Source organism: Hymenobacter cavernae (assembly GCF_014641455.1).
Lineage (GTDB): Bacteria > Bacteroidota > Bacteroidia > Cytophagales > Hymenobacteraceae > Hymenobacter > Hymenobacter cavernae.
This window is the reverse complement of sequence record NZ_BMHT01000005.1, coordinates 279506-297364: the sequence shown is the minus strand read 5'-3', so window position 1 is coordinate 297364 and position 17859 is coordinate 279506. Positions and strand designations below refer to the sequence as shown.

The window sequence follows — 17859 nt, the reverse complement described above, 5'->3', positions numbered from 1 at the left end:
GTCTCATTACATCAACAGCCAGTATAATGACTCAGTCGGTTCTCCGTTCAGCACTCCTTGCTTGCTTCGTGCAAGCAGGGAGTGTTTTTTTTGCTTCTTCGGCATCTGCTCAAAATACCAGTGAGCTAGGGCTAGGTTTGGGTGGCCTTACCTATAAAGGGGAGTTATCACCAAATTACCAGTTTAAGAACAACCGTCCTGCTTTCACTATCTTCTACCGGAAAGACATTTCGGCGCCTATTACCTTGCGCGGCGCCCTAATGGGTGGATTGCTGCGCGCAGACGACGGCAATGTGAAAGGAGAGGGCGGGACCAACCCGCCGCTGCCCGCCTATCGGCAGGCTAACATGAAGGGCAATCTGGTGGAACTCTCTGGGGCACTAGAGTATAATTTCTTCGACTATCATAACCGCCGCGATAAAATACACCTTACGCCATACGTGTTTATCGGTATCGCCGGATTTTATGCCAGTGTAGAGACAAAGACCAACAATGGCGCGCTGGCAACTGCATTGAACAAAAACGGTGGCTCATTAGGAATTGCCATACCCGCCGGTGTTGGTATCAAATACGCCATGTCGCCGCGTTGGAACCTAGGTCTGGAAGTAGGTGCCCGCAAAGCCTTCACTGACAACCTAGACCACATCAGCAAGCAAAGCCCGCTGATTGCTAACCGCCACGACCAAGATTGGTACTTCTACAACGGCGTGAGCATCTCTTACACATTCTACAAGATCCGTTGCCCAGAGGATTAATCGAGAACGAAGAAGTAGTTGACGGACAGCGAATCACATTAGGAAAGAGGGAATGCAACCATTTGCGTAACTTGCGGCCTCTTTACTAAAAAATGCCGATGGCCTCCCGGTCTGAGATTGATTCCCATAATATACCTGCCCATGTTGCCGTTATCATGGACGGCAATGGTCGTTGGGCGAAGCAAAAAGGTGGCTTACGCATCTTTGGGCACCAAAATGCAATAACGGCCGTTCGAGAGACAGTAGAGTCTGCCGCAGAGCTAGGAGTGAAATTCCTGACTCTGTATGCGTTTTCTACTGAAAACTGGAACCGGCCCAAGCATGAGGTGATGGCCTTGATGCAGCTTCTGGTGCATACCATTCGCCAGGAGACCCCGACGTTGCTCAAGAACAATATTCGCTTGCAAGCCATCGGGCAGATTGATAGTCTACCGGCTTCCTGTCAGCAGGAACTGGCAGAAGCTATTGCGCTGACTAAGGCAGGAGCCGGCATGACGCTGGTGCTGGCTTTGAGCTACAGCGGTCGTTGGGACCTGACTCAGGCTGCGCAGCGCATGGCCACCGACATAGCAGCGGGTAAGCTCCGGCCCGAAGCAGTGAACGAGCAAACAATTGAGCAATACCTGGCTACCGCCGGGATGCCCGATCCGGAATTGCTTATTCGCACCAGCGGCGAGCAACGCATCAGTAACTTTCTGCTTTGGCAGCTTGCTTATACTGAGCTGTATATAACAGATCTGCTGTGGCCGGATTTCCGGCGAGAGCATTTCTACGACGCCATTCAGGCGTACCAGCGTCGAGAGCGGCGGTTTGGTAAAACTAGTGAACAGCTAACCGTTTCGTAGGGTTTCGAATGATTTCTTCTTCTAATACGCTTTCCCGGCTGCTACCCTTTGTGCTGGTGCTTGGCTTAACTGCCGGTACGGCGCAAGCACAAGGAACACCCGGAGCCTCCGCAGCTCCTGCTGGCGAGGAAGCACAGCGTTACGAGCTAGGTGGCATTACCATCAGTGGCACTCGCTACCTGGATCCTAATACGCTTATAGGGCTGACAGGTTTAAAAATTGGTGACCCAATCTCTATTCCGGGGGAAGAAATTGGCAGAGCAATCCGCAAGCTCTGGGACCAAGGTATTCTGGGGGATGTGAGTGTAAGCATCGCACGCACGGAAGGACGGCGTATCTTCTTGGACTTCAACTTGAAGGAGCGTCCGCGGCTCTCGAATTTTGTGTTCACGGGTATCAGCAAAGGGCAGGCCGATGAGCTGAAGAACAAGATTAAGCTGATCCGGGGTAAGGTAGTGACGGATGCGTTGCTGAATAACACCCGCTCGCAGGTCCGGAAGTTCTATACCAACAAAAGCTTCCTCGACGCGAAAGTCACGATTACCCAGGTGCCCGACTCGGCGCTTTCCAATAGCGTCGTGTTGAAAATCAATGTGGATAAAGGAGACAAAATCCGAATTCGTGACATTGACTTTGTGGGCAACACGGCCTTCTCAGATGGCAAACTCCAGAAAAAGCTGAAGAAGACAAAGGCAAAAAAGTCGTACAAGCTGCTCACCTCCGGCAAATTCCAGCCCAAGGAATACGAAGAGGACAAGACCAAGCTGCTGGATTTCTACAACGCGCAAGGCTACCGCGACGCCGTTATCTTGTCGGATACGCTTATTCGGCAAGAGGATGGATTGGCGCTCCGCATCCGTGTGGATGAAGGCCCTAAGTACTACTTCCGTCATATCACATGGGCCGGCAATTACCTCTACGATGATAAGACTCTAGCTTCAGTGTTAGGTATCAAGCCGGGTAGCGTTTATAGCAAAGAAACGCTGGATAAGCGCCTGAACTATAACCCGACGGGGCAGGATATTACCTCGCTCTACATGAACGATGGATACTTGTTCTTCCAGATTGATCCTATCGAGACGAAAGTAGAAGGTGATTCCATTGATATTGAAATGCGCCTGAACGAAGGGGTACAGGCTCGTATCAAAGAAGTTAGTATTGCCGGCAACACCAAGACCAGCGACCATGTGCTGCGCCGGGAACTGCGTACGCTGCCCGGCGATAAGTTCAACCGGGAACTGCTCATTCGTTCTCAGCGCGAAATTTCGACCTTAGGTTATTTTGACCCGGAGAAGGTGGGTATCAACCCCGTGCCGAACCCCGCCGATGGTACAGTCGATATCAACTATACCGTGGTCGAGAAGCCTTCCGATCAGATTACCCTGTCGGGTGGTTGGGGCGGCTACGCAGGCTTTATTGGCACAGTAGGTTTGGTGTTCAATAACTTCTCACTGCGTAAAGCCGGAGATTTCCACAACTGGACGCCAGTACCAGCGGGTGATGGTCAGCGTCTGGCGCTGAACGTGCAGGCCAACGGATTGCAGTACCAAGCCTATTCGCTGTCCTTCACAGAACCTTGGCTAGGTGGGCGCAAGCCTAACTCGCTTTCGTTTAGCCTGAACAAAAGCATCAGCCGCATCACCTACGGCAGCACCTTCGATGTAAGCACGGGTAGCTACATCAAGTCGAACAGTGCTTCATTGGGGCTAGGTCGCCGCTTGCGGGTGCCAGATGACTACTTCACGTTAAGTAACTCACTGTCGTTCACGCAGTATGATTTCCAGAACTATGGTCAGTACCTAGGTGGTGGACTTCCTAATACTGGCAAGGCAAACAACATTACCCTCAATACGACCCTATCCCGTAACAGCATCGACAACCCGACGTTCACGCGGCGCGGTTCTTCGCTGTCGTTGAGCTTGAGCCTGACGCCGCCTTATTCAGTGTTTAAAGGTGCTCACCCTGATCCGATTGAGTGGGTAGAGTTCCACAAATGGATGTTTGATGCTTCGTGGTTCACGCCAGTGGTAGGAAAGCTGGTGCTGAACACGCGGGCGCACTTTGGCTTCATCGGTACCTACAACAACAATCGTAACCCCGGACCTTTCGAACGCTTTAAATTGGGCGGTGCTGGCCTAGGTTACGGTGGGTCAGCTAACTTCTTAGTTGGTACGGAATACATTGGCTTGCGCGGCTACGCTGACCCTAACGACGCTAACGCTATTCCAACGGCGCAATCGCAGCAAAGTGGTGGTATCGTGTACAATAAGTACGTGATGGAGATGCGTTATCCGGTGAGTTTGAACCCGGCCGCTACGGTTTATGTCTTAGGGTTTGCGGAGGCTGGTAATGCCTTCGATCAGTACACCAACTACAATCCGTATAAGCTGTATCGCTCGGCTGGGATAGGTGCCCGCATCTTTATGTCAGCCTTCGGCTTGCTTGGGTTCGACTACGGTATTCCGTTCGACGATATTCCGCGGACTGCAACCAATGCTGGAACAGCACAGAAACAAGGTATCTTCCACTTCATTATTGGTCAGCAGATTCGCTAACCTAGCTCAGCAATCGACAACGTCACGTTCTCTTTCTCCTATGAAGAAGCTTCTTTCGCTGTTATCAATGGTTTTGTTGTGTGCCCTAGCTCCTGCGGCACAGGCGCAGAAGTTCGGCTACGTAGACTCAGAATACATTCTTAGCAAAATTCCGGCTTACTCAACGGCCCAGCAGGAACTAAATACACTCTCTGGGAATTGGCAGAAAGACATTGAGAGTCAGAAGAAAGACCTCGATAAGCTCTACCGGACGTACCAAGCGGAAGAAGTGCTACTCACCGAGCCGATGAAGAAAAAACGGCAGGATGAGATTCTGAAGAAGGAACAGGAAATCAAGGCGTATCAGAACAAGATTTTCGGTTACGAGGGCCAACTCTTCAAGAAGCGGCAGGAATTAACCAAGCCCGTGCAAGATCAGGTATTCGAAGCCGTGGAGAAAGTCGCGAAGAAAAAGCAGCTAGCCATTGTATTCGATAAGTCGGGCGACCTGACGATGCTGTACACCAACCCGGTCCACGATTACACTGAGTTTGTGTTGGAAGAGCTAGGTTTGGCCAACGAAGAACGGAACCAACCCGGCCAGAAAGGAACGGTACGGACCGTGCAAACGCCACCTACACCGGCCGGCGACGCAGCCGAAACGGAGACCGAACCAGCGCCGCGTTCAGCCCCCAAAGCTGCCCGCTCGCTGAACGGACAGCGTGCGAGTGGCGGAAAGAATTAACTTTGTATTATAAATCAACTCTTTGACTGTTTTCTTTTTAATGACACCTATGAACAAAATCCGCCTTGCCCTAGCCGCGGCCGCTCTCACTTTCGTCACGTCTACTGCTGCCCTGGCTCAGGCTCCGCTGAAAATCGGATACACCAGCGTGGAGTACGTACTCAGCCAGATGCCCGAGAGCAAGCAGATTGAGTCGCAGCTGAAGACGTATAGCACGCAACTGGAAAACCAGCTGAAGAGCAAGTACAGCGACTATCAGACAAAAGCCGAAGCCTATCAGAAAGGTGCTTCTGCCATGACAGAAGTCGTGCGGGCTGATAAAGAGAAAGAGCTAACTGGCCTGCAAACTTCGATTCAGGAGTTTCAGCGCAGTGCCGACCAAAGCTTACAGCAAAAGCAGCAATCGTTGCTGAAGCCAGCGCTCGACAAGCTCCAGAAAACCATTGACCAGGTAGCCGACGAAAATGGCTATACCTACGTTCTGAATTCGGATGGCGCTAGCCCTGTGCTGCTGCACGGCCCGAAGGATGGCGACATCTCGGACCTCGTACTAAAGAAGATGGGTATTACACCGGGTGCCGCTCCTACGGCAGCCGCAGCTCCAGCTACTACGACTCCTGCTTCAACGCCAGCCGTTCCGACTGGTGGAGCTACCAAGACCAAAACCAAGAAGAAATAAGTAGCACTTGCTTTTTCTGCCAGATAAGCCGGAGCCCTGCGCTCCGGCTTTCTTGTTTTAATACTTCTACTTTCATGTCCGAAATAGATCTACTTCCTGCTCCTGATGACCTGCCTGAAGAGGATGATAACGATGGTGGCGATGAGCTCTATGAGCATCACCGCATCCGGGTTGACAAGGGTCAGGAGCTGCTACGGCTCGATAAATTTTTGCTGAATCGGCTGCCGAACGCATCGCGCACCAAAATCCAGAACGCTATTGAGGCAGAAGCGGTGCAGGTGAATGACAAGGTGGTTAAGTCGAGCTACCGTATCAAGCCGTTTGATGTCATTACCATTACGCTGCCCGAGCCGCCCCGCGAAGCTAAAGTGGTGCCGGAGCCGATGGAGTTGGATATCCGCTACGAAGACGAGTCGTTGCTGATTGTGAACAAGCCGGCTGGCCTTGTGGTGCACCCGGCATTCGGCAACTGGAATGGTACGTTGGTGAATGGCTTGGCGTATCACCTGAGCAACTTACCCACAGGGCGCAATGGGGAAATCCGGCCGGGCCTTGTGCATCGCATCGATAAAGACACTTCTGGGCTGTTGGTCATCGGGAAAACGGAGTGGGCGATGACGCACCTGTCCCAGCAGTTCTTTCATCATACCATCGAGCGAACGTACCTAGCTTTGGTGTGGGGCGTACCGAAAGAGCCGCAGGGTACTATTCGCGGCCACATCGGGCGGAGCATCAAAGACCGCAAGATACAGGCTGTGTATCCAAATGGCGAGCAGGGCAAGGCAGCCGTGACGCACTACAAGGTGCTGCGCTCGTTTCAGCACGTTGCGCTGCTGCAATGCAACCTCGAAACAGGCCGTACGCACCAGATTCGGGCGCACATGAAGTACATCGGGCATCCGCTCTTTTCCGACGCAACATATGGCGGCGACCGGATCGTGTACGGGCAGCCTAATGGCTCTTACAAGGCTTTCGTGGAGAATGCCTTCAAGCTAATGCCTCGACAGGCACTGCACGCCAAATCGCTCGGCTTCGTGCATCCGGTTACCGGCGAGCACATGCACTTCGAAGCTGAGCTGCCAGCCGACTTTCAGGCCGTGCTGGCTAAGTGGGAACTGTACGCTGAAAGCCCTGCTGAATAGCTAGGTTTCACTTTGCGACAAAAACAAAAAAGCCCGCTACGTACGTAGCGGGCTTTTTCAATGCAAAGCTAGGCAGCGAAGTATTATTTCTTGCTGTTGATTGAAGCTATTGCGGTCTTGGCCTTGGAGTTGGCTGGGTCCAGGGCCAGCATCTGCTGGTAGTAGGGGAGAGCAGATGCCTTGTCACCCTTTTGGAAATAATAGAAACCTAGGTAGTCATAGGCTTGCAGCAGACCAGCTTTGTAGCGGGTAGGATCTGCTTTTGCCAGCTCAACGTACTTCTCGTAGTAGGGCTTCGCCAGACCTTTCTCCATATTCGGGTCAAGGTTGGCATTAGCGCCAGCACGCATCAGGTAGCCTGGCACGTATTGTGGACGAGCCGTTACCACAGCACTGTAAAGGCTGTCAGCTTTGTCGAACTGATTGTTGTATGAGTAGTACTGGCCCAGCAACACCATATCCGTGAGAGCCGGAGCACCTGTGCCCATACCGGCCCGGAAAGCCTTGATAGCGCTTGGGTAGTCCTTTTTGTGCGCGTAAACAGCAGCTAGCTCAGACTGAATAGAACCAGCATTCTTCGGATCAGCCTGGATAGCCTTGTTCATCACGGCAATAGCCTCATCGTCGCGACCAGCTTTCGACAGCATCTTGCCATAGTAGATGTTGTCATCCTTGATAAGCTTATCGGCTGGCACCATCTTCATGTACTTGTCCATAGCCGCCAGTGCCTGATCGTTCTGGCCCGTTTCGTACAGCGAGTACGCCTGCAAACGGTTCATTGCAACGTTGTTCGGCTCTTTGGCCAGCACTTTCTGGATTTCAGTTAGTGCTTCCGGGTACTTCTTGGTCAGGAAGAGGAAAGAAGCGTACTCGGCATCCGTTTCGGGCGAATGCTCAGCAAGACCTTGATACTTCTTGAAAGTGTCCAGTGCCAGCGGATATTGACCGGCGAAATAATACATCTCGGCCATGTCGCGGTAAGCTGGCGCGTAATTCGGATCAAGGCTAACGGCTTTCTCGAAGTTAGTCCGGGCTTCGTTGTAGTTGCGCGAACGGACGTTCAACTCGCCTTTCTTATAGTAGGCGGTTACGTTATTTGGGTCAGCCATCGTGGCGCGCTCGTAGCTGTTCATGGCTTCGCCGCCACCCGTATCCGTTTTCTGGTAGATGTCACCGCGCGCTATCATCAGCGTTGGCTCATCTTTGCCCTTGTTTACTTTTTGGGCAGCCTCAACGTAGGTCAATGCCTTTGTAACGTCCTTAACATCCGACTCAGCGTAAGCCTGCGCAATGAGGGTGTAGATCTTAGCGTCTTTGCCTTTGCTGGCTTTTACGGCATTATCAAACTGAGCTTCGGCTTCAGCGGTTTTGCCTTGAGCTAATGCTGCGCGGCCAGCTGCTACCAGCGTAAACGCATCTTTCGGGTTCAGCGGAACTCGGTTGAAGTAGTAAGCAGCGGAATCCGGTACTTCACGCAGTTGATAAAGGCGACCTAGCTCATACGAGGCTTCGGGCGAAGATCCTTGTTTCAATAGTGACGCACGAGCTTGACCAAACTGTTCGAGTTCGATTGCTTTTCGGGCGCTTTGTACGTCCTGAGCGACTACAGCAGAAGCTGAAACAGACAAGACAGCGAGGAGCGAAAGCTTCCAGGGCTTGGAGTTCATGAGCAAAAGGTTTAGTGAAAAAGCGTGTGAGGGGAGAGAGAAATACTACAGTTTATTCGTGTTAACAACGCGCATCTGGCCGATGGCCGGCAACAATCCGGATTTCAAGATAATGAGTTGACCTTGATTCCCGGCAACGAAGGACGTAAAGCCTGTACCTAGGCCAGTACGGGCTTCTCGGCTGATGACGTACACCGAACGCGTTAACGGATACGTTTTCAGTGCTAAATACGCCTGATAAGGCTGAACGTAATCGTCGGAATTTGGTGCGCCGGTTTTGGTACTCACGCCTACTACTCGTACTGATTTCAGAAACTTCTGTACGGCTGCGTCATCTCGGTCACTGATCCAGTTAGCACCAACCACCCCAATTGCGTTCGGATGACTAGCAACGTAATCAAGCAGGGCAGAGTTCGATTTAGCCGCGAAAGCGCGTGGTGTAAGCGCCGCACCGCGCGTGACTGAATCCTGAATGTAGCGGGTTGTGCTGGAGCGGTTGGCGTCGAATACTACGTTAATAGCAGCTAGGTTTTTCTTCCCGCTTACCTGCGACCATTGCTGCGTTTTACCGGTGAAGATGTCACGTAGCTGCGGAACGCTGAGCAACGAATCAGGATTGCTGGGGTGCACGATAATAGCTAGCCCATCTGTAGCAATACGAGTAGCCCGAGGCACCAGCTTCATGCGGTCAAACGCAGCTTTTTCAGCCCCATTTAACTCCCGTGATAGGACGGCCACCCGCACTTTGTCGTCGAGCAAGTCCTGCACAGCTTCCTGTTCAGGCTTGTAGTAAGCCGTAACTTTCGCATTCTGATAGAGCTTCTGAAATGTATCAACTTCCGACTTGATAATGGGAGCAAACGTCTCATCCACGCTGACACTGATGGCGCCACTAGTAGGCGTATCCGTCGCGGCTCCCGTGCTAGGTTGGTTCTGGTTGCAAGCCGAGAGCAGAGATGCTGCCACAAAGAGGGAAGCTACAGTAGGTAGCAGATTAACGCGCATCATCATAACGGCTGGAAGACATTTGGCGGTATGCCCGGACAAATCTAATGATTCCATAAAATATGAATACAAAGCTCAGGATCTTCCGCGCTGTTGGCTGAAGAGGAAGCATGTTTGCCGGTGCTACCCACATGAACACTCCTAGGCAGCAATAGAGCACTGCCATAAACATGACGAAGTAGCGAACCAAACGCTGGGGAGACTGCCGGCCTAAACGCTCTTCGGTGGAAGGACGATCTGACATGTGAGAAAAATGAAAAATTAGTGAGTTTTATTGATAACGCGTAGAGGCTGGTAGATTGTTCGCCAGAACTACTGATAAATAGCTACAACCACGCATTTTGATGCAAAAAAGACAAAAAACAGCCTGCTTACTAGTAAGCAGGCTGTTTTTTGTCGTTGCTGAGTAAAACCTAAATGACTCAGACGCCGAAATAGTACTATGCTTTTCTATTCGTAGCGGAAGGTAATTGGTAAGGTGTAGCGCACTGCTACAGCGTGGCTATTCTGCCGTCCAGGCTTCCAAGCTGGCATGTTGCGCACCACGCGAGCAGCTTCTTCATCCGTACCAAAACCTAGGCCTTTGAGAACCTCTACGTTTGAGATAGAGCCGTCAGTATTTACCACAAACGAAACAAATACCTGCCCAGCAACGCTATTTGCTAAGGCAGCGCTTGGGTAATGCAAATTGCGCTGCATGTAGCGGCGGAGTGCTTCCGTTCCACCCGTGAATTCAGGCATGACTTCCGCGTATACAAAAGGTGCTGCCGGTGCTGTTCCTTCTTTCGTATCAGCACCATTACCAGCGGTGCTAGCCGGGCCCGTGGCTGTTGCGTCTATATCTCCGGGCAGATCTTCGGGCCCGGCTATTGCCCCTGGGGGTACTACCGGCGGCGCAACCTCGATGTTCTTTGGCTCTGGCTTGACTTTATCGTTGGCCACAACTTTAGGTGCAGTTGGCTGCGATAATACCCGAACCATCGGCGGATGAACCGATTCTGAGCGTACAGTTGGTTGTACTGGCTTAGGCGGCAGTACAATATGTGTAAGATTAATGGGATCTTCCTTCGGTGGACGTGCAGCCAGCTCGGCAGGCCAGAGTTGCTGCACCAGCATTGGTATGGCAACCAGCAAAAAGCAAAGAACCGAAGCAATAGTAATAGCCGTTGCTAGGTGGCGGTTGTAGAGGCGCCGTAGGACAAAAGCACCATAGGCTTTGTTGCGCCTTTCAAAAATAATGTCGTCTAAAGTGGCGGTAAGCAAGTTGAGAAGGGTCATGCGTTATATGAGCTAAAGGTGAATGGATAATTGCGACACGCATACTCAAGCCCTGTCTGTCTTAGTAATGAACCTGCTTCGCCCTGGCTTTCAGAACATCAACGCACTATATTCTCATAATAGTATGATTGGTGTTGAAAATTTCAAACGCAAAAGCCCGAATTAAGCTAGGCTCAATTCGGGCTTCCTATTGCTGCTATCAAGAGCTTCGGTAGAGAAGCTTACTTACTTAATAGCAAATGTTACAGGGACTGTAAACGATACACTTACAGCACGTCCATTTTGCTTACCAGGTGTGAAGCGGGGCAGTGTCTTAACAGCTGCTACAGCGGCCTCGTCGCAACCTGAGCCAATGCCTTTCTGAACAGTTACGCCAGAAACAGCGCCATCTGGACCTACAACGAAGGTGATAAATACCTTGCCTTCTACTTGGTTACGCAAAGCAAGTGGCGGATACTTCGTGTTCTTCTGAATAGCAGCAAGAAGAGCATCGTTACCACCAGGGAACACCGGCATCTGCTCAACGTAAGTGTAGACTTTGTTTTCTACTACCTCTTTTACTGGTTCAGAGCCAGTACCACCTTCCAGACCATTCAAATCGGGGGGTGGTGGCGCATCTGTATTACCTTTTACGGTTTCAGTTGCGATTTGCTTGCCTTCCAGTTCGTCTTGGTCTGGCACTTTCTCCTCCCTGCGAACCTCTTCATCACGCTTCACAACAGGAGGTGTAAACTTAATGGTTGACACCACGGGAGGTGGGGGTGGGGGTGCCGAGGGTGGCGGTGGCGGTGGCGGTGGCGGTGGCGGCGTAGCCGGGTCCAAAGGCGGTGGCTGCATAAGCTCATTCACCTTAAGGTTCTTGGGCTTTTCTACAATCTTCTCTTCCGGAGCCAGCATTCGGGCTATAAGCGGGAAACTTACTCCGATAAAGAAGAGAGCCGTTGAAATCAGCAGGGCGCGCGTAACGTTTTTGCCGTACAAGCGCCGAAGTACATAAGCTCCGTAGGCTTTGTTACGTCCCTCGAAAACAATGTCGTCGAGAGATGCCTTGGCTAATTGTGCGTTGTCCATCATAGCGCTGAACTTTTAATTAGATCGTTATCCTCTTTGGCTATGTCTACCAGGGCGTATTTCTTCTGGTTCGTGATGTTCATCTCATCAAGGATGTCCACCATGTTCTTATAAGAAGACTTATCTGCCGGTTTGATCAATACCACCAAGTCAGGGTTACTCTTATGAGCTAGCAATACTTGACGGATACCGTTAGCAGCGTAGCTAGAGAGTTTCAACTCTGGTTTGGAAGTGGCATCTACCAAGCCTTCATAATAATACACCTTGTTGTTCTCACCAAGCAGAATAGTCAAAGCATTCGATGCTTTAATTTCTGATTGCTGCTCGTTCTCTTTGGGCTTAACAGGCATGTTAAGCTGCATGACAGTCGGCTTGCTGAAGGTGGTAGTCAGCATGAAGAAGGTGAGAAGAAGGAAGGCTAAGTCCACCATAGGTGTCATGTCGATTTTGGTCGACATTTTCTTAGCCCGCTTCTTTCCACCCTTACCGGAGTCGGCTTGTTGTTGGATTTCTGCCATTGTCTGCGGTCGGGTTTAGTTTACTTCCCAGCTACACCTGGTTTGCCTTCCAGGTCCGTAATTAGGTTGAAACGATTGATATTCTTGTCCTGCAGAAGCTTGATGACTCTCTTCACTGTTGGTACGTCAGCAGCACCATCACCACGAATGGCAATAAAGGCCGGCTTGCCGAAAGCTCTATAAGAAGCTCCTTGAGCGGCAATCACCCATTCAGTCAGCTGATTATTAACCGAGTCAATCGGAATACCAGGCTGCTTAATGGCTTTGCGCTGCTCAGTGTCGCGACTTAGAAAGTCAGGAAGCTGTTGTACGGGTACGCCGAAACTAGCAATGTTAGAGAAGTTCTTTGCTTGGTTAGCATCAAACGTGACTCCGAATTTCGTGCCTACCCGGGCTAGCATGTCTGCCTTAGGCTTAGCATCATCCATTCCGAAGAATACCCGTTTGTCCTTATCAACAGAAATGATGATAACGTGACTTTCAGGTAAGCGAATTTCAGAGGTTGATGCTGGTGTGTCCACGACCACTTCTTCCTGCGGTGCGAACTTAGTAGTGAGCATGAAGAAGGTCACCAGCAGGAATGCCAAGTCCACCATCGGAGTCATATCCAACGAAGGGGACGTTCTGTGAGGTTTTACTTTAGGCATTTCTGGCGTGATTAAGAATTTGATTCAGAAACGGATAGAACTAAGGATTTAGTGCGTAAACCGCAACTTAAGCCTTATAAGTTTCCGTTGCGCCATGGTGCGTTTCACCATGTTGAGCAGCAAACGTCTGAATAATGCTGAAGCCAGTTTCGTCGATGCTGTAAGTCAGCTGGTCAATAGCACTTGTAAAGTAGTTATACGCAACGATAGCTAGTGCCGAGGTACCGATACCTAAAGCCGTGTTAATGAGAGCTTCCGAGATACCAGTAGAAAGAGCAGCGGCATCAGGAGCACCAGCATTAGCAAGGGCAGAGAAGGCGCGAATCATACCAAATACTGTTCCTAGTAGACCGACAAGAGTAGCTACCGAAGCAATGGTAGAAAGGATAACTAGATTCTTCTCCAGCATAGGCAATTCCAAAGCGGTTGATTCTTCAATTTCTTTCTGGATCGCCAATACTTTCTGGTCTTTCTCCATTACACGATCTTGCTCCATCTCTCTGTACTTTAGCAGACCAGCTTTTACAACAGCGGCTACTGAGCCTTTTTGTTGGTCGCATACCGCAACGGCGCCATTAACATCATTGGTATTCAGCTTCTGACGGATAGAACGTACGAAGCTCTCGATGCTCTTAGAACCTTTCGCTTTGCCAATTGTCAGCAGACGCTCGATGGTAAAAGTAATTACCAAGATGAGAAGCGTAAGCAGAATTGGTACAATGAACCCTCCAGCATAAATGGTACCTAGGATGTTGCCGGGGAGCGGCAAGTTTTCGTTGTTACCTCCTTGGAAGTTAGCGCCGTTACCTAGAACAAATTTGTAGAGTACAAGGGCAACTACAAAAGCCAGTGGAATAACGATGGCGGCGAATGCAGCTCCACCACCTTTTTCTTCGCTCTTAGGAGCTGAGGCAGCAGCGGGCCGTGCATTCTTGTTGATGGCATTCTTTTGTTCCATTGTTCCGGAGAATTAGGGTTTGGTGGTGAAAGGTGAATTAACTTGAACTGAGGGTGAAAAAAGATGAATTAAAGCGTGCTAGCTCACGAGAGTTAGCTGCCCTGCTCACCCATACGGTTACTTCATTTAAGAAGCTGAAAAACGTAGGTCTGCTCGTGTGCCGGGCATACTCCACAATGAGGCTAGCCTTGGCAAACCTAAGTAAAAACCTACTGCCTGCCAAATGAAATATGGGTTTAAACGCCGTAAAAGGGTTAGTGACTTCAAAAAATCTAGTTCTCAGAAGAAGAATCTCTCTGGATGGAGGGGACCTGTTTAGCTTGCTCCCAGTACCTGTCCATCTCGGAAAGTGTCAGGTCAGCGAGTCGATGCCCGTCGTGGGCTGCTGCGGTTTCAAGATACTGAAAACGCTGAATAAATTTCCGATTTGTGCGCTCAAGTGCTTCTTCCGGGTTGATGCCGGCGAAGCGAGCAAAGTTGATAAGCGAAAAAAGAAGGTCGCCAAATTCGGCTGCGGCGCGCTCCTGCGTTGCGGGCGTGGGAGTGGTATGCGCAAACTCTTCTCCGAATTCCTGTAGCTCTTCCTGCACTTTCTCCCATACCTGCTCCTGCCGTTCCCAGTCAAAGCCAGCACCGCGGGCTTTCTCCTGAATTCGCATGGCTTTCACTAAGGCTGGCAATGAGGTAGGAACGCCACCTAGGACAGAGGTGTTACCTTTCTCTTTCAGCTTGATCTGCTCCCAATTGCGTTTGACATCCTCCTCGTTCTGCACTTTCGTGTCACCATAGATGTGCGGGTGGCGGAAGATCAACTTGTCGCATTGGGCGTTCAGTACGTCGGCAATATCGAAGTGGCCCGTTTCGGAGGCTATTTTGGCGTAGAAGGTGAGGTGCAGCATAACGTCACCTAGCTCCTTCTTAACGTCCGAAAGATCGTCGCGGAGGATGGCGTCGGAAAGCTCATAGGTTTCCTCGATGGTAAGATGACGCAGGCTGGCCATCGTTTGTTTCTGATCCCAGGGGCACTCGGCACGAAGACGATCAAGGACATCAAGCAGCCGGCCGAAAGCAGCCAGTTGCTGAGGGCGTCGATTAGACAGCGTATTTTCCATAAAGCCAAATATACAACATTGCTAGGCCATAAATCTTCGTTTCAGTAAGGAGGAAAGGCTCAAAACCAGCGAAAACCAGTCGAAACACACGAGTTGCAAGATGCAGACGACGTTATTGTCGTAGGGAAGCAAGTAGGTTTCGCTTACTTTTGTGCGTTCAAAAACGACCTTCCTTGTGGCACTTATCAAATCTATATCGGGTATTCGGGGTACTATAGGCGGCGCGGCCGGTGAAGGCTTAACGCCAATCGACGTAGTGAAATACGCGGCAGCTTTCGGGACCTGGGTACTTTCGACTACGCAGAACAATACGATTATTATTGGGCGTGATGCGCGTCTTTCGGGCGAAATGGTGAGCAAGCTGGTTGCCGCTACCCTGCAAGGATTGGGAATTAACGTTATCGACCTAGGTCTGAGTACGACGCCTACCGTAGAGCTGGCAGTGCCCGCGCTGCAAGCCGGCGGCGGCATCATCCTAACGGCCTCGCACAACCCCAAGCAGTGGAACGCGTTGAAGCTGCTCAATAATCAGGGAGAGTTTATCTCGGATACGGACGGCAAACAGGTATTGGCCCTGGGTGACACCGAAGCCTTCTCGTTTGCGCCGGTTACGAAGCTAGGTAAGTACACTACCGACGACACCTTCCTGGAAAAGCACGTGCAAGCTATTTTGGCTTTGCCGCTGGTTGATGTAGAAGCCATTCGGGCCAAAAACTTTCGGGTGGTAATCGACTGCGTTAACTCTAGTGGTGGCTTGGCGGTGCCCTTGCTGCTGGAAGCACTGGGCGTAGAAAGAGTCGAGAAGCTGTATTGTGAGCCAACTGGCGACTTCGCTCACAACCCCGAGCCGCTGCCTGAAAACCTGCGTGACATTGCGCGTGTGCTGGAAAAAGGAAGCTACGACCTAGGTATTGTGGTGGACCCTGATGTAGACCGGCTGGCGCTAGTGAGCGAAGATGGCTCTATGTTCGGGGAGGAGTACACGCTGGTGGCTGTGGCCGACTATGTGCTCAAGCAGCACGGCGGCGGCAACACCGTAAGCAACCTGAGCAGTACCCGCGCGCTGCGCGACGTGACGGAGAAGCACGGCGGCCAGTACGCCGCGGCTGCGGTAGGAGAGGTGAACGTAGTGAACATGATGAAGGAAACACAGGCCATCATCGGTGGAGAAGGCAACGGAGGCATCATCTTTCCGGAGCTACACTACGGCCGTGATGCCTTGGTGGGCATTGCCTTGTTCCTGACGCACCTGGCTAAGTCTGGGCTGACGATGACGCGCCTGCGGGCTACGTATCCTAGCTATTACATCTCGAAAAACAAGATTGAGCTGACGCCCGAAATCAACACCGATCAGGTGCTCGTGCAGATGCAGCAGCGCTATGCCAAGCAGCCGATCAATACGATTGATGGCGTCAAGATTGAGTTTGACAAAGAGTGGGTGCACCTGCGCCGGTCGAACACAGAGCCAATCATTCGCATCTATGCCGAGTCGGATTCAAATGCTACCGCTGACCACCTGGCCAACAAGATCATTGCGGACATCAAGGAAATTATATCTGTGAAAGCCTAGCAGTCCGCAGCTTTACGGTTGAACCTCCGAAAATAAAGGATTCCGGCACGCGTGCCGGAATCCTTTATTTTTGTGCCGCTGTTAGGTGAGTTTATCCAAACAATACAGCGTCCTAAACTTCCTTGCTTATGACTGCCACCCTAGGTTCTCCTGCGCCATCCGCTCCGAAGGCGGTTTACTTCGACAACGCGGCTTCCACGCCGCTCGATCCGCAGGTGCTGGAAGCCATGCTGCCGTTCATGTTGGAGCATGTGGGCAACCCGAGCAGCATTCATAGCCACGGCCGCAAGCTGCGCGCCGCCATTGAGAATGCGCGCAAGACGATTGCGCACCTTATTAATGCCGCTCCCGCTGAAGTGTTCTTTACCTCGGGAGGCACGGAGGGCGACAACTACGCGGCAGTCGGCAGCATCCGTACCCTAGGTTTGCGCCACGCTATTACCTCGCCGCTTGAGCACCACGCCGTGCTGCACACGCTCGAAGCGCTGGCCAAAACGGATGGTATTGAATTGAGCTTTGTGCGCCACGACGAGCACGGCCAGCTCGACCTAGGTCATCTGGAAGAGCTGCTGGCCACGCACCCGCGCTCCTTTGTGAGTCTAATGCACGCCAACAACGAAATAGGTAACCTCAACGATATTCAGACCATTGGTGAAATATGCCAGCGCTATAATGCCATTTATCACACCGACACGGTGCAAACGATGGGGCATTACCCGCACGATTTGCAGCAGCTAAAAGCGCATTTTGTGGTCGGCTCGGCCCACAAGCTGCACGGCCCAAAAGGCGTAGGCTTTGTGTACAATCGGGCGGGCACCCAGATTGAGCCCCTGCTACACGGCGGCTCGCAGGAGCGGAATGTGCGCGCCGGTACCGAGAACGTAGCGGGCATCGTGGGGCTGGCAAAGGCTATGGAAATTGCCTACCACGGTATGAGCGACCACCAGCGGCATATTCAGGGCTTGAAGGCTCGGTTTATTGCTCAGCTCACGGCTGGGATTGAGGACGTGCAGTTCAACGGCACTTCGGCCCACGCCGACAAGAGCCTCTACACCGTGCTGAATGTGAGCCTGCCGCCTTCCGAGATAAGCGAGATGCTGCTATTTAACCTGGATATCAGCCGGGTTTCGGTTTCGGGCGGCTCGGCCTGTACGAGCGGGGCCAACGCCGGCTCGCACGTGCTGACTGCCCTAGGTTCTGATCCAAACCGCGGGGCTATTCGCTTCTCCATGAGTAAGTTGAATACCGAAGCAGAAGTGGATTTCGCCGTCGCTCAGCTAGCGAAGCTCTACCGAAAAGTGGCAGTATAGCCAGCTGCAAATAGCCTTCTTAT

At 51.6% G+C, this 17859-nt stretch carries 16 protein-coding genes; 8 read left to right on the top strand and 8 right to left on the bottom strand.

Features of this window, described 5'->3' with window-relative positions:
• Positions 1–68: 68 nt before the first annotated feature.
• The 6 genes from porG (at position 69) to IEX74_RS14780 (ending at position 6700) form a co-directional block, all read left to right on the top strand.
• Positions 69–755: a type IX secretion system protein PorG gene (gene porG, locus IEX74_RS14805; protein WP_188814789.1), complete on the top strand. Its 687-nt coding sequence runs from the start codon at positions 69–71 to the stop codon at positions 753–755.
• A 98-nt stretch (positions 756–853) separates the two neighbouring features.
• Positions 854–1600: an undecaprenyl pyrophosphate synthase gene (gene uppS / locus IEX74_RS14800; RefSeq protein ID WP_188814788.1), complete on the top strand. Its 747-nt coding sequence runs from the start codon at positions 854–856 to the stop codon at positions 1598–1600.
• 8 nt (positions 1601–1608) lie between these two features.
• On the top strand, positions 1609–4155 hold the full coding sequence (gene bamA, locus IEX74_RS14795; RefSeq protein WP_188814787.1) for an outer membrane protein assembly factor BamA: 2547 nt from the start codon (positions 1609–1611) through the stop codon (positions 4153–4155).
• Between the two features lie 40 nt (positions 4156–4195).
• Complete coding sequence (locus IEX74_RS14790) at positions 4196–4879, top strand: OmpH/Skp family outer membrane protein (protein ID WP_188814786.1); 684 nt, start codon at positions 4196–4198, stop codon at positions 4877–4879.
• Positions 4880–4928: 49 nt separating this feature from the next.
• Positions 4929–5558, top strand: coding sequence for an OmpH/Skp family outer membrane protein (locus tag IEX74_RS14785; protein ID WP_188814785.1), 630 nt, complete (start codon positions 4929–4931; stop codon positions 5556–5558).
• Positions 5559–5632: 74 nt separating this feature from the next.
• Positions 5633–6700 (top strand): RluA family pseudouridine synthase, encoded by a 1068-nt coding sequence (locus tag IEX74_RS14780; protein ID WP_188814784.1) that lies wholly within the window; start codon positions 5633–5635, stop codon positions 6698–6700.
• 83 nt (positions 6701–6783) lie between these two features.
• Here the strand turns inward: IEX74_RS14780 and IEX74_RS14775 are convergent, their stop codons facing one another.
• From IEX74_RS14775 to mazG, 8 genes are all read right to left on the bottom strand, one after another.
• Positions 6784–8232, bottom strand: a complete 1449-nt coding sequence (locus IEX74_RS14775) for a tetratricopeptide repeat protein (RefSeq protein WP_188814783.1) — start codon at positions 8230–8232, stop codon at positions 6784–6786.
• Positions 8233–8412: 180 nt separating this feature from the next.
• The gene (locus IEX74_RS14770) at positions 8413–9333 is read right to left on the bottom strand and encodes a PstS family phosphate ABC transporter substrate-binding protein (protein ID WP_229755314.1); all 921 of its coding nucleotides are present in this window, start codon (positions 9331–9333) and stop codon (positions 8413–8415) included.
• A gap of 489 nt (positions 9334–9822) precedes the next feature.
• A complete protein-coding gene (locus IEX74_RS14765) occupies positions 9823–10650 on the bottom strand; it encodes an energy transducer TonB (RefSeq protein WP_188814782.1) in 828 nt (275 codons plus the stop codon).
• A 225-nt stretch (positions 10651–10875) separates the two neighbouring features.
• Complete coding sequence (locus tag IEX74_RS14760) at positions 10876–11724, bottom strand: energy transducer TonB (RefSeq protein WP_229755313.1); 849 nt, start codon at positions 11722–11724, stop codon at positions 10876–10878.
• Positions 11721–12239 (bottom strand): ExbD/TolR family protein, encoded by a 519-nt coding sequence (locus IEX74_RS14755; RefSeq protein ID WP_188814781.1) that lies wholly within the window; start codon positions 12237–12239, stop codon positions 11721–11723. Before IEX74_RS14755 ends, IEX74_RS14760 begins: the two co-directional genes overlap by 4 nt.
• Before the next feature lie 20 nt (positions 12240–12259).
• The gene (locus tag IEX74_RS14750) at positions 12260–12886 is read right to left on the bottom strand and encodes an ExbD/TolR family protein (RefSeq protein WP_188814780.1); all 627 of its coding nucleotides are present in this window, start codon (positions 12884–12886) and stop codon (positions 12260–12262) included.
• A 67-nt stretch (positions 12887–12953) separates the two neighbouring features.
• Positions 12954–13844, bottom strand: coding sequence for a MotA/TolQ/ExbB proton channel family protein (locus IEX74_RS14745; protein ID WP_188814779.1), 891 nt, complete (start codon positions 13842–13844; stop codon positions 12954–12956).
• 272 nt (positions 13845–14116) lie between these two features.
• Entirely contained in the window at positions 14117–14956 is an 840-nt protein-coding gene (mazG, locus tag IEX74_RS14740) for a nucleoside triphosphate pyrophosphohydrolase (protein ID WP_188814778.1), read from the bottom strand.
• Between the two features lie 175 nt (positions 14957–15131).
• Between mazG and glmM the strand changes: the two genes are divergently transcribed.
• Both glmM and IEX74_RS14730 read left to right on the top strand, forming a co-directional pair.
• Complete coding sequence (gene glmM, locus IEX74_RS14735; RefSeq protein ID WP_188814777.1) at positions 15132–16526, top strand: phosphoglucosamine mutase; 1395 nt, start codon at positions 15132–15134, stop codon at positions 16524–16526.
• Positions 16527–16654: 128 nt separating this feature from the next.
• Entirely contained in the window at positions 16655–17836 is a 1182-nt protein-coding gene (locus IEX74_RS14730) for a cysteine desulfurase family protein (protein ID WP_188814776.1), read from the top strand.
• Positions 17837–17859: the final 23 nt, after the last annotated feature.

Excerpts from the sequence above, each read along its gene's own strand:
- IEX74_RS14745 (WP_188814779.1), bottom strand. The coding sequence starts at position 13,844 with ATGGAACAAAAGAATGCCATCAACAAGAATGCACGGCCCGCTGCTGCC.
- uppS (WP_188814788.1), top strand. The coding sequence starts at position 854 with ATGGCCTCCCGGTCTGAGATTGATTCCCATAATATACCTGCCCATGTT.
- IEX74_RS14760 (WP_229755313.1), bottom strand. The coding sequence starts at position 11,724 with ATGATGGACAACGCACAATTAGCCAAGGCATCTCTCGACGACATTGTT.
- IEX74_RS14750 (WP_188814780.1), bottom strand. The coding sequence starts at position 12,886 with ATGCCTAAAGTAAAACCTCACAGAACGTCCCCTTCGTTGGATATGACT.
- bamA (WP_188814787.1), top strand. The coding sequence starts at position 1,609 with ATGATTTCTTCTTCTAATACGCTTTCCCGGCTGCTACCCTTTGTGCTG.
- IEX74_RS14755 (WP_188814781.1), bottom strand. The coding sequence starts at position 12,239 with ATGGCAGAAATCCAACAACAAGCCGACTCCGGTAAGGGTGGAAAGAAG.
- IEX74_RS14780 (WP_188814784.1), top strand. The coding sequence starts at position 5,633 with ATGTCCGAAATAGATCTACTTCCTGCTCCTGATGACCTGCCTGAAGAG.
- IEX74_RS14730 (WP_188814776.1), top strand. The coding sequence starts at position 16,655 with ATGACTGCCACCCTAGGTTCTCCTGCGCCATCCGCTCCGAAGGCGGTT.
- IEX74_RS14785 (WP_188814785.1), top strand. The coding sequence starts at position 4,929 with ATGAACAAAATCCGCCTTGCCCTAGCCGCGGCCGCTCTCACTTTCGTC.
- mazG (WP_188814778.1), bottom strand. The coding sequence starts at position 14,956 with ATGGAAAATACGCTGTCTAATCGACGCCCTCAGCAACTGGCTGCTTTC.
- IEX74_RS14790 (WP_188814786.1), top strand. The coding sequence starts at position 4,196 with ATGAAGAAGCTTCTTTCGCTGTTATCAATGGTTTTGTTGTGTGCCCTA.
- IEX74_RS14765 (WP_188814782.1), bottom strand. The coding sequence starts at position 10,650 with ATGACCCTTCTCAACTTGCTTACCGCCACTTTAGACGACATTATTTTT.